This window comes from Undibacterium sp. RuRC25W (assembly GCF_049339825.1).
In the GTDB taxonomy this organism is placed as follows: domain Bacteria; phylum Pseudomonadota; class Gammaproteobacteria; order Burkholderiales; family Burkholderiaceae_D; genus Undibacterium.
This window is the reverse complement of the sequence record NZ_JBMPPD010000008.1, coordinates 78,267-90,993: the sequence shown is the minus strand read 5'-3', so window position 1 is coordinate 90,993 and position 12,727 is coordinate 78,267. Positions and strand designations below refer to the sequence as shown.

General features: G+C 47.6%; 10 protein-coding genes. All 10 read right to left on the bottom strand.

Annotated features, from left to right (window positions below; all coding sequences use genetic code 11):
* Positions 1 to 61 precede the first annotated feature (61 nt).
* The 10 genes from ACO0KV_RS05945 to ACO0KV_RS05900 all read right to left on the bottom strand — a co-directional run bounded on the left by ACO0KV_RS05945 (position 62) and on the right by ACO0KV_RS05900 (position 12,726).
* Positions 62 to 379 carry a zinc-ribbon domain containing protein gene (locus tag ACO0KV_RS05945; RefSeq protein WP_423040914.1) on the bottom strand — a complete coding sequence of 106 codons (318 nt, stop codon included), beginning with the start codon at positions 377 to 379 and terminating at the stop codon, positions 62 to 64.
* Between the two features lie 470 nt (positions 380 to 849).
* On the bottom strand, positions 850 to 1,248 hold the full coding sequence (locus ACO0KV_RS05940; RefSeq protein ID WP_423040868.1) for a hypothetical protein: 399 nt from the start codon (positions 1,246 to 1,248) through the stop codon (positions 850 to 852).
* 890 nt (positions 1,249 to 2,138) lie between these two features.
* Complete coding sequence (gene ribA, locus ACO0KV_RS05935) at positions 2,139 to 2,771, bottom strand: GTP cyclohydrolase II (RefSeq protein ID WP_423040866.1); 633 nt, start codon at positions 2,769 to 2,771, stop codon at positions 2,139 to 2,141.
* A 311-nt stretch (positions 2,772 to 3,082) separates the two neighbouring features.
* Positions 3,083 to 4,960: a dihydroxy-acid dehydratase gene (ilvD, locus tag ACO0KV_RS05930; protein WP_423040864.1), complete on the bottom strand. Its 1,878-nt coding sequence runs from the start codon at positions 4,958 to 4,960 to the stop codon at positions 3,083 to 3,085.
* Positions 4,961 to 5,098: 138 nt separating this feature from the next.
* Positions 5,099 to 5,560 (bottom strand): AraC family transcriptional regulator, encoded by a 462-nt coding sequence (locus ACO0KV_RS05925; protein WP_423040862.1) that lies wholly within the window; start codon positions 5,558 to 5,560, stop codon positions 5,099 to 5,101.
* A complete protein-coding gene (locus tag ACO0KV_RS05920; protein WP_423040860.1) occupies positions 5,551 to 6,096 on the bottom strand; it encodes a GNAT family N-acetyltransferase in 546 nt (181 codons plus the stop codon). Before ACO0KV_RS05920 ends, ACO0KV_RS05925 begins: the two co-directional genes overlap by 10 nt.
* 39 nt (positions 6,097 to 6,135) lie before the next feature.
* On the bottom strand, positions 6,136 to 6,558 hold the full coding sequence (locus tag ACO0KV_RS05915) for a DUF6691 family protein (RefSeq protein WP_423040858.1): 423 nt from the start codon (positions 6,556 to 6,558) through the stop codon (positions 6,136 to 6,138).
* Between the two features lie 9 nt (positions 6,559 to 6,567).
* A complete protein-coding gene (locus tag ACO0KV_RS05910) occupies positions 6,568 to 7,002 on the bottom strand; it encodes a YeeE/YedE family protein (RefSeq protein ID WP_423040856.1) in 435 nt (144 codons plus the stop codon).
* A 103-nt stretch (positions 7,003 to 7,105) separates the two neighbouring features.
* On the bottom strand, positions 7,106 to 8,332 hold the full coding sequence (locus tag ACO0KV_RS05905) for an MFS transporter (RefSeq protein WP_423040854.1): 1,227 nt from the start codon (positions 8,330 to 8,332) through the stop codon (positions 7,106 to 7,108).
* 227 nt (positions 8,333 to 8,559) lie between these two features.
* A complete protein-coding gene (locus ACO0KV_RS05900; protein ID WP_423040852.1) occupies positions 8,560 to 12,726 on the bottom strand; it encodes a translocation/assembly module TamB domain-containing protein in 4,167 nt (1,388 codons plus the stop codon).
* Between the last annotated feature and the right edge of the window lies 1 nt (position 12,727).

Genomic DNA, 12,727 nt, shown 5'->3' with positions numbered 1-12,727 from the left:
AACCACCAACACAAGCGGCGAAGCCGCCTCATACTGTTGTGGGCCCGTGTCGATTGATAAGTTATCCATCTTGCAGTAGCTTCTTGATCATGTTCTTCCTCGCCGTATCCGAACGATATGGGACAAATTTCTCAAGCAACTCGAGCAACTCCAGCCAGCTTGTGAGAAACACTTTATCCTTCGCGAGATTAGTCTTTGAATCTTCCCACTGTTCCGCGCAGCCGACTAGCTCCTTACGGATTTCGAGAGACTGGCGCCAGCAATCGTTGCAGAGAATTCTGCGCTGATCGATTGACGCCTTTTTCACTTCAAAGACGTGCTTCTGATCTTGCGCCGTAAATACAGCCGGTGAGCTACACCGCCAGCATTGATATTCGATGTCGCGGTATTACTTCGTCCAAAAGACGCTGACGAACCTCTGACTTTGCTCAGACCAGAGATTTGTATCAGCAGGAGCGACGTCAAACCGAATTGGTGAGGTCATGGTGATGGATGCTGCCTCTAGTTAACCGGCGCCGGGGCGCGAAGCGCGGAGGGAATTGTTAGCGAAGTCATTGACTGATTTGGAGATGGCTTTACGAGCCTATTTTTCATAATTGTTCTTTGCGCGGGCTAGTTCGGCCGCTACGTAGGCTAGTTCAAAGTTTCTTTCTACAGGCTCAGGAGGATTGAAAGCTTTGGTATCCGGCGCCCGTTCTTCTCCGACTTTGAAGCCGGCTCTATGAATCGAGGATGAGTGCGTTAGTAAAACACGACCGCCGCCCAATCTTCCGGTTAACCTTTCACATAATCCCGTCATTAAATGGCGTGCGAGCAATGGCTGACTGTTGTGTGTGACAGAGCGTTGGTTTACTTTGATGATACCCAATCTTCTAGTTCGCACTTTTTGTTATAGGGCATAGCTGTGTTTTCTTGAATTACAGCACTTCGGACGGAGTTTCCTTTTATCATAACGGCTACCAGCATTTGATATGGCATTGTGGTCATGCCTTGAAAATTAATCCGAATAACCGCTGAGCGCTCAGCTCCATATTGCCATGCTCGATCCCAAGGTGTTGCGACCACATCCGTTTGCCTGAATTTCGCCGTTCGGTGATAGCAAGTTAGTATTCCCTTGGAAAGGTCTACGAGGTTCCCTTGCATCTTTTCGACATCGACTGTTCCGGGTTTGAGGACGGCTCCGGCGGCTGATGCAGCGAGTTCGGGATTTTTGGCCAATGCCATTACAAGAAGCGAGACCGGATCCATTTTTTCTCCTTTGCGCTGGGATGTCCAGCGAATTTGATTGTGATGCCTAACTTTAATTAGGCGGACAGATGCCGTCCACCTAATTCAACTGGTTACCACCTAATTCAACCAATCAAATCCATGAATAGGCTTGTCACACGGTCATTTGAACAATGTACTGTATAAAAAAATAGTACTAAATAACCATGAAAAGCGTTACTCCCAATGTACAGCCTTCAGACACGGCTTTAAAACCAAAATTGCTCGAAAAACTTAAACATTACATTCCTGATAAGTACTATAGCTTACGTACCGAAGAGGCCTATGTCTAGTGGGCGCGTTGGTTTATTCGTTGATTTTCTCAATGACTGGTGACGCCGAAAGGCCGCGAAGTGCCGACAACCGCCACTCTCCCCGAACGCCAACCGACTCTTCGCCACATATTGCAGCCACGCATCAACGAGAACAGTAATTTAAATTTTTAAAATAGCAACTTCATTGCAGGCACATTTCAAATAGAGCATAGCAAAACTTTCACTATGCGCACTAGAGTTACTGAGCTATATGGTTAAACGCCGTGCGTAGCATTGTCATGATAATCAATGGCTTATTTGATATGTCAAACAGCGAGATATTTTATGCGCATAGGCATGTTGAGATGGAGGTGCAACTTGACAAGGTGCACGAATGGCTAAAAAGCTTTGTAGACTTGGACTAATGGCAGGCATTTTCCTAGGCTGGCCATTCCATTGGCAAGCCCAGTATTTTCTTCGTCAGTGGAGGTCAAGCAGTGATCGGTTGCGAATAACGTACCCTACCGAGACCGAATCCTTACGATCTTCGGTACGCTGCCCCGATTTTCAACGGCTTCTTTCAACAGCTTGCGAAATTTTCTGGGATTTTTAAGTCAGTTATAAACCAGCCTCGATGAGGTGTCCCAGTTTTGTGGCTTTCGTATTCAAATAGCGGTTGTTGTATTGATTGCGCTCGATAATGAGTGGTACATGCTCTGCTACTGTCACATTCAGGCCGGCCATGGCGGCGAGTTTGCGCGGGTTATTAGTCATCAAACGCAACGCATGAATCCCGAGATGCTTGAGCATCGGATCACACAAGCCGTAGTTGCGCATATCAGCCGCAAAACCTAACAATTGGTTCGCCTCAACGGTGTCTGCCCCCTCATCTTGTAAATGATAAGCGCGGACTTTATTGAGCAAACCAATGCCGCGCCCTTCTTGGCGCAAATACAGTAGAACACCACGACCTTCCTGTGCGATTTTCTGTAAGGCCATTTCAAGTTGCGGACCGCAATCACAACGCTGGCTGAATAAGGCATCGCCAGTGAGACACTCAGAATGGATACGCGCTAGCACTGGTTCGCCGTTCGCAACATCACCCAATGTGAGCGCGACATGCTCCTTCCCTGTTGCCGGCTCAAAAAAAGCGTGCATACGGAAATTAGCCCAAGTGGTCGGTAATTGACAGGAATCGACAAATTCCAAGACCTGCTCTTTATTTTCAGCAGGCGAGTTGTTGCTTGACATACGTTTCTCGCGAATTCTTTTTATAACAGGCCTTTGGCAGTCAACTCACTAACAACAAAGCAATGCAGAAGCCTGAAAGAGGATGCTATTCAATTTTAAAATGGCAAAGATGATAACAAAATGTATCATCAAAAGGGAGAGTATAAACGACCTGCGAAAAACATACCGGAATCGCTGTTACTTTTACCAGAAACCAGCGTGGTAGATTGACATCCAACGTCCCATTGACGGGGGACGTTGAGTTCTTATTTTCTTGCAGTGATGGCTACAACGTTGACTAAAATAAACGTTGTAGCCATTTCTTGAACTTATTATTTCCGTTTTAATTGGGAGATATCACGCACCGCACCACGATCAGCAGATGTTGCCAATGCAGCGTAGGCTTGCAAGGCCTGCGACACATAACGTTCACGATTCACCGGCTGCCATGCTGCATCACCACGTGCTTCCATCGCAACGCGACGTGCAGCAAGATCAGTATCACTCACTTTCAGATGAATACGACGTTCAGGAATATCGATTTCAATGATGTCACCCTCTTCCACCAAACCGATAGCACCACCCTCTGCGGCTTCCGGCGAAGCGTGGCCGATGACCAGTCCTGATGAACCGCCTGAAAAACGACCGTCAGTAAATAAAGCACACGCTTTACCTAAGCCTTTGGACTTGATGTACGAGGTCGGGTACAGCATTTCTTGCATACCAGGGCCACCTTTAGGGCCTTCGTAACGGATAATGACCACATCACCTTCATGGACCGTATCACCAAGAATCGCTTCCACTGCAGCATCTTGACTTTCAAAGACACGCGCTTTACCAGTGAATTTCAGGATACTTTCGTCTACACCTGCAGTTTTAACGATGCAACCTTTTTCTGCCAGGTTGCCATACAACACCGCTAGGCCACCGTCTTGTGAATAGGCGTGCGCTTTATCACGGATGCATCCCGCTGCGCGGTCTGTATCTAAACTGTCAAAACGTTTGTTTTGCGAGAATGCAGTTTGCGTAGGAACACCACCTGGTGCAGCCATGAACAAGGTTCTCACTGCCTCATCGTTGGAAACCGCAATATCGTTTTGCGCAATCGCCTCTGCCATCGTTGCACTATGCACGGTTGGTCTGGTGGTATCCAACAGACCGGCACGCGCTAATTCACCCAAAATAGAAATAATGCCACCAGCGCGATGAACATCTTCAATATGATATTTATCGGTCATCGGCGCTACTTTACACAGACACGGTACGTTACGCGAAATGCGATCAATATCGGCCATCGTAAAATCAACACCGGCCTCATGCGCTGCCGCCAGTAAATGCAAGACTGTATTGGTTGATCCACCCATCGACACATCCAGCGCCATCGCATTTTCAAACGTCGCTTTTGTGGCAATAGAACGCGGCAATACCGAGTAATCATCCTGCTCATAGTGGCGTTTCGCCAACTCAACGACCAAGCGACCAGCGCGCAAGAATAACTCTTTGCGATCAGCATGCGTTGCCAGAATCGTGCCATTACCTGGCAGGGACAAGCCGAGCGCTTCGGTCAGGCAATTCATGGAGTTCGCGGTAAACATACCAGAGCATGAACCACAAGTTGGACATGCAGAGCGTTCTATGCGACCGATTTCTTCATCACTGACGTTGCTGTCACCTGCTTTAATCATAGCATCGACTAAGTCAATTTTCATGATCTTCTGCTCACCCGTTTGCTTAGGATGCAGCGTTTCGAGCACTTTGCCAGCTTCCATCGGACCACCGGACACAAATACCACTGGAATGTTCAAACGCATCGCCGCCATTAACATGCCTGGCGTAATTTTGTCGCAATTGGAAATACACACCATCGCATCGGCGCAGTGTGCATTGACCATGTATTCAACCGAATCAGCAATCAACTCGCGCGATGGCAATGAATACAGCATCCCACCATGGCCCATCGCGATGCCATCATCAACAGCAATCGTATTAAATTCTTTCGCAACACCACCCGCTGCTTCAATCTCACGCGCCACCATCTGCCCTAAATCTTTCAGATGTACATGACCTGGCACAAATTGGGTAAATGAATTTACGACAGCAACGATTGGTTTATCAAAGTCACCATCTTTCATGCCGGTAGCACGCCAAAGGGCGCGAGCACCGGCCATATTACGGCCATGGGTGGTAGTGCGTGAACGATATACGGGCATGTCTGACTCCTGTTTAACTTTGATCGGCGAACAAATAATAAATGACTTTGCCTTGCAAATAACGATATGTCAAATATGAATATAATCAATAATTAAGTTTTTTTGCATATTAATCATTTTTTCATCATTCATTGACGATCATCGGATTGGCAGATACACCTCTGTCACCATTTCTGGCTCAAGCACGCTCGGTCCAACATTGACGTAATGAAAAAACAGCGGAAAGCCTCTTAATGCCTCACCACTTGCAGGCAACCAGGTGTTGCATAAGTAGCGTGCAGCGTTGATATTTTCACGAGAGCCAATATGTCTCACCTTAGCGCAACGGCCACCCGGAATCGTCTTGTTGACGACGCCAAACGCGTTAACCGCTACTTCGTGCTCTACCGAAATGCAGAAGTCAGCACGGTACAGCTCAGGCTTTGTATTAAAAGGATCATCGTAATGCACGCCATAAGTGCGATGACGTTCTGGTGAATACCCAAATTCAATCCGCCAAGCAATCAAACGGCGCACACTATCATGTTCAACATCGGGCGGGCCACGATGCTCAATCGCGGCGACCAACGTCTCAGGGAAATCGATAATTTCTACGTGCATTTTTGATCGGGAAAATTGAGTTCCATAAAATGCCATTGCGCCTGTAAGACGAGTGGCACTTCAGTACCGGAGTAAGGTGCACGATCAACAAACCCCGCGGAACGATAAAGCTGTTGCGCAGCCTTCATAAAGGGGGCGGAATCAAGCCTCACACGCGCATAACCAAACGCTTTGGCATCGCCAATGACTTTATTTAAAAGCATCGTTCCCACATGTTGCCCGCGAAAAGCTTCGCGTACGTAGAGTCGCTTAATTTCGGCAACGTCATCGCAGAGCGAGCGCAATCCAACCATACCAATGACTTCATCGTCTTGTCTGAGTAGATAAAAAATACCGCGAGGTGGCTTTTCGGCACAAACTTTATCAACGGATCCCTCGACATAATCTGCTATAGACTGGCCACTCACGGCAACGATAGAAACGCCGCAGCTTGCCTCCATCCCAGTAGCCACCCACTCCATATATTCAATATTGATGCGGACAATCATCTCACGATCAACTATCGCATCGGCCACTTTAAAATGGAGTACGGTCATGTTTCTCTTCTTCAATCTCTGATGTCATTGATACAAAAGCTATTTTGGTCGACGTACTTTTTCTATCAATTCAAACAACAACATACCCGCAATCATTGCAGCCACAAATATGAATGCCGAAGACAAGCCCATGCCAGCACCGACCAGTGCAGGGCCAGGGCAAAATCCTGCCAGTCCCCATCCGATGCCAAACAAAGCACTACCAGCAACCAATCGAACATCGATCTTAGTCCCGTGGGGCAAATCGATTTTTTCACCAATAAAAGTGACCGCTCTCTTTTTTGCGATAGTAAATGCCACCAACCCGACTGCTATTGCACCGCCCATGACTAACATTAAAGAAGGATCCCAAGCGCCAGCGAGATCAAGAAAGCTCTGTACCTTACCCGGATTAACCATACCGCTGACGATCAATCCTAAACCAAACAATAAACCGGCAAATAAAGAAGTTAAATAAGTCATTTTTTGTTCTCACCAATTAAGTATGTGACGCACGACAAATACGGTGACAAAACCAGCACCCATGAAAGTCAGTGTTGCCACCAACGAACGCACAGAGAGTCTCGATAAGCCGCACACGCCGTGGCCGCTCGTGCAACCTGAACCATAGCGCGTACCCAGTCCGACGACAAGACCAGCTAATAACAAGCGACCTACTCCCGCGTCTATCTGCAGCACTGGCAAGGGACTAAAGCAACCATATACTGTCGGCGCAATCAACAATCCGAGTAAAAAACTCAGACGCCAGTATCCATTACGATTAAACGGCTTAAGAACGCCTGCCAGTATGCCGCTGATACCGGCAACTTTTCCGTTCATTAGAATCAAGATTGCAGCGGCGAGTCCGATCATGACTCCGCCAGTCAAAGCAGACCACGGGGTAAAAGCATTCCAAGCGATGGACATTATTTTCTTTCAACAATAATCATAAAAAAACGTGCCGATATACACTCTGGCACGTTTTTATTCTACAGCACAGGATTTTGTTTAGCGACCCACGAAGCCAACCTCATGAGGTCTCGTGGGGCAATTTTTCAAGATTCGGTAAAAAAGCAGCCATTAAACCGATCAATGGCAAGAACGAGCAAACTTGATAGACGAAATAAATATCCGTCATATCAGCCAACCTACCCAGTGCGGCAGCACCAATCCCACCCATGCCAAAAGCAAAACCGAAAAACAAACCAGAAATAGTACCCACTTTACCTGGCACCAACTCTTGTGCAAAAACAAGAATAGCGGAAAATGCCGATGCGAGAATGACGCCAATGATCACCGATAAGACGCCTGTCCAAAACAAATTAGCATAAGGCAGCAGCAGCGTAAATGGAGCTACACCAAGAATAGAAACCCAAATCACGAGCTTGCGACCTATTTTATCGCCGATAGGTCCGCCTAACACGGTGCCGGTGGCGACAGCAAATAAGAAAATGAATAAGTGAATCTGCGCATCCTGCACCGATAAATGAAACTTACTCATCAGATAGAACGTGAAATAACTACTTAAACTTGCCATGTAAAAGTACTTTGAAAAAATCAATAACAACAAAATACCGATAGAAAAGATCACTTTTTGGCGCGGCAAAACAGCATGTGAATGGCCAGATTTAGTTGGTTTTGCCTTCGCTTCACTGCGTATGCGTTTATACCAGTTACCGATCTGCCACAGGATAACAATCGCCAACAACGCGGCCAAAGAGAACCAGGCAATACTTGTTTGACCATGCGGAATAATGATCCAAGCAGCTAGCAATGGCCCCATCGAACTCCCTGCATTCCCCCCAACCTGGAATATCGACTGCGCAAGGCCATGGCGACCACCAGAAGCCATCCTGGCTACACGGGAGGATTCTGGATGAAAAATAGACGACCCAGTCCCCACCAAGGCGGCCGCAAGTAACACCAACGCATAGTTTGGCGCAACCGACAACAGCAATAGACCAACAAGTGTAAAACCCATCCCCAGTGCCAAGGAATAGGGTTTTGGATGCTTATCGGTGTAAATCCCGACCACCGGTTGCAGAATGGATGCCGTAATTTGATAGGTCAGTGTAATCAACCCGATCTGAGCAAAGTTGAGATTAAAATTCCCTTTGAGCAATGGATAAATGGCGATAATCAACGATTGAATCATGTCGTTGAGAAAGTGGGCAAAGCTGATTGCACCTAAAACTCGAAATCCTGTTGCCTCAGTTGCAGTGGGTGCGGCAGTGACATGTTCAGTGGCTGTTTGCATAATATGATCGAAAAATGAAAATAGAGCGCTTAATCAATATTTACGTATCAATTCGAGCGAATACACACAGTGTAGAGAAATTCGCATCGGCAGTACTGCGACATTTAGTCATTATTTGTCGCCAATACGCCATTACGCCACTATGTCGTTCAGTAGCATTTGCCCGAATAAAGAACGACAGCAAAAAACCATCATCTCAATGGTTCAGTATTACGGCGCACACAACGTTAATTAAAGGAGAAAGTGTAATTCACATCAACCGCCGATTCGCTCCCTGTCCGGCCGATAATGGTGATCCGTCGTGTCAATTGCCAACTCAATTTAACTGCGCCACTCGCATCTCCCAAACCACGCTCCACTGCCAACACCAGTCCAGGCATTAAATGTTTGCCGACACTCACCACCTGATCGTTGCTAGTGGCCGTGGATGATGCTGTCGATGTGTTACCAGCAACTGTCCGCCCAGGGACATGAGATGTAGGGGCGCCACTCGAATTACCAATTGAAAACTCGTCAAAGCCCAGCCCTTGAACAATGTCTTTTGGCACGTTACGACTGCCGTCTCCACCAAAAATTGCAGTCGCAGCAGACATCAATAATGAGGCATCACCACCCGCTAATTGATCAGAGCCACGTCCCAATACCAACCACGTTAACTTCTCGGCATCTGGCACGTCTGGCTCTGATACCAATCGTACTTGCGGAGCTACCACCGTACCAACCACTTCAACACCCGCCTCAACGGCAAGTCCCTGACGCAGAGCGCGAATATTCAAGCCAGGATTGGCGGGAGGCCCCTGAAAGTTCAATATCCCCCGATCAATCGTCAACTGTTGACCGTAGCCTTCATAAAATCCTTTGACGGTATTAATTGAACCGGTTGCTTGCAAAGGACTTCCATCGATGGATCGTAGCCGCAGACTTCCGGTTAAACCAGTATCAAGTCCACGTCCGACAAAAACAAAGCGAGAGCCCATGTCAAAACTAACATCAACACGCGTTTTAAGACCTTTTTTGGTCGTAGGCGTATCAGCATTTTTTGCCGCAAGCTTGCCTACCTTACGGGTCACATGCACATCACTGGACAAACTAGGCGGTGGAAGTTTTGGCAATTTAAAATAAGCGCCGTCGGCCAACACTTTACCATTCAGGCTCCAGATACTGTTCGCTTCAACAATACTTGCCTGCCCTGAAATTTGCAGCCATCGGTCTTTCCTCTGCAGGAGTGGGAACTGTTGCCATTGTGCGGTAATCGATCCGGTTTCTTTTCCAATATCAAGCTCACCGCTGGCGTTAAATTCACCACGCTGACCAATGGCATCCCACCCTTTAAATTGATCGTGTTGCGGCAACATGCTGACTTTGTTTGAAAACTGCAAACGATTGAGCTTTAAATGTGCGTCGTCAATTTGTGCATCTAAGACCCCATTGGGTAGTAACAAGCCTTCTGAGGCGAACGCCAGCTCAAGCTCTCTACCAGCAAGATCGACATGATAATGTGGCTGTCGCAATTGACCCGCGACAGTAGCATCCAGATTTAACTTCCCCTTCAAAACAATGCCGGGATTAATCCAAGAACCAACCCATTCCAAGTCGGGCAATACCGCGCTGACTTTGGCATTGAGTGGTGCGCTAGATAAAACAGTCCAAGCACCATCTTGTTTTTCAAGTAGCGTATCGCCTTTTAAATGCAGCTGACCCAAGCGAGTACCATCAGCATCCAAGGTGAGCGCCATACGTTGTCCATTTGTACCAGCGACCAGACCGCCGATACGCAATTGCGCTTGCATATGACTGATCCCTAACGGAATCGGCGTTCCTGTGCCATCAGGGTCATTAAAACGCAAATCACCGCTTTGCCTTTGAATATTGACTTCGCCGCGAGCGATGTCACCTAGCTGAATATTCCAATCCGCATTTAACTTAAGACCACCTGTCAACGCATACTGGGGCTTAAAGAGATTGACGAGATCAGTCACTTTTGCGCCATTCACATGTCCGTTTGTCTTGAGTGCCTGAGGCGTCCATTCAAGTTGCTCCAGAGAGAAATTACCTAGGCTACTCTCTAGGTACATACTTCCCATACTGACCTTGTCGGGGGAAATACTCACGACACTGGAATTCATTAAACGGGCGTCGGTCTTCCCATGCAAAAGCAAAGACTGCAACCGGCCATCCCAACCTTGAGGATCCGCCTTCCCTGCGGACTTGGCCCGTAATCCACCGCTGAACTGCGCTGAGATAGTACGCTGCTCAGGGAGTTGCAACGCGACTGAAATTTGATGCGCAGTACGGTGACCGTTAACATGCAATGTGAGTTGCTCAATTTTATCCTCAGGATCCGCGATAGAACTGGCATCGGCGCGTAAATGTCGCGCAACAATGTCACCTTCAACCACACCATCTGCCGCCGGCGACAAACTCACCTTACCAGCAACATCACTGACCGAATAAATTTGCCGTAACTTCGAGACTTGCAGATGACTAGACTGCATCGTTAATTGACCAGCAGGCTCAGAAATTGCCCCCTGCAAAACAAGGTTAGCTTTGACATCGCCATCCAATGCTAATTGGTTATTGCTTAGCAATGCGGTTAATTCATTGAGTTCAGCGAGTTGCGGTGCATCCAACTGCACTTTCAGCGCATCGTTAACACCGCCCCATGCGCCCTGCATATTCACGGCGTTACTTCCCCAATGCAAATCTAACTGATGCACCTGCACTTGCCGAGCATGCCATTGGAGGTCCATATTGCCCTGCACTGTTTTACCAGCGTATTGCCCCATCAAATGTGGCACGGTCGCAGATAAACTAAGATCAGGAAGTAGCTGCCCGGTCGAGCTAAAATCCGCATTCAAGCGACCAGATGGCACTGCCAGCCATTTAGCAGGATTAAAATTACTTACGACGCCTTTTAAATGAAAAGCCTGATTGCCGGCAAATGAGATATCCCCTTGGCTGTCAATATGTGAATCCTGAGAAACCAATTTGATTTGTTTTAAATTCAGCAGTTGCTGATGCATATCGTAATTCAGATCAATATTGAGCTGCGTGCCGACATCATGCAGTTGTGCCTGAACCTGAATATTTTCTTTCTCGTGTGTCTGGGCCGTTACCTCGCCAGTAATTTTTGTCTGCCGCAAGTGCTCGTCGATTTTCACTAAATCAACGTTACTTACTTCAATTCTGGCGTCAGCGCGGGGGTCTGCAGTTTGCCAATCGATATGTGCCACACCTCGCACTGAACCATTTCCCGCCACGGCAATCTGCAGGCCAGATAAACGTAAATCAGTGCGTTGCAATACAAACTGCGTATCAACTTGAGTCAGTGGCAAGCCATTCATATTGAACGGTGCAGCGGCATGATTAACTGCGTGCAACTGACCGATCAGCAGATCCGTTTTGTTTTTTTGCCCTGCATCAGGATGAGCACTGAGGACCACGTTTAAATCAGCTGAAGGTGCGAAAGCGGCCCATACCGCTGGATTCAGATGGTGAATATCAATATCTAATTGCGTCACAACTTGTTGGCCGAAGGGTGACAATGTAGCACTTGCACTCCCTCGCAAAGCGCTCGTATCAGTGCTGATGCGGTGATCTTTATTCTGCCCATCTGCCACGACTAGCTGCGCTAACTGTGCTTGCAATTTCAGCTTCAAAGACTGCAAATTACCACTTGCAGCAACCGCCACGTCGACAGCAGGCTTATCTACCAACACCTGCCCCGACCATGTGGCGTCACCTTGCAGTGCGTAGGGTAATGTCGCATCCAGATTTAACGAGCGCACTTTGATATCTCCCCAAGGAGACTTGAGAGACACATTCGTCTGATATTGTCCTTGATGAAAACTGAGTTGTCCCGTTAAAGCACTGAGTTTCACCACGTCCCTCTGCTGATCATGCTCCAGCAAGTCAGCAACCACTAACTCACCAAGTGCCATGTCTTTCACCGACAGATCCAATGGTAACGCCAGTCGTTGCGGCATCGTTGCTGGTGAATTATCAGACTTACTGGCAACCAGAAGCGAAGTCACATAAAAACGATCGATCAGAAACTGTTGATGCCACAACGCAAGCGGTTGCCAAATGAGATGAATACCACGTGCTTCTATTTTAATCGTCGCAGTATGAAATGAGAGTTGCGCTACCTCTAGATCGTCGCCTACAGAGCCATGTATATCGTTGGCAGTAAGACTTCCCGCCGTCAGGTAATGTAATGCAGAGAATAAGACCTTTGTCCCACTTTCAGTTTTTCCAGCCCAATAGACGACACCAGCCAGCAATAGAACGAAGCCCAATAAAACGGAAAACAATAAGTTCCTGAGACGAAAACCCTGACGCTCCTGAACAGGGGTCTCGTTGTCGGCGACTGGCTGTGGCGAATGATTTTCCATA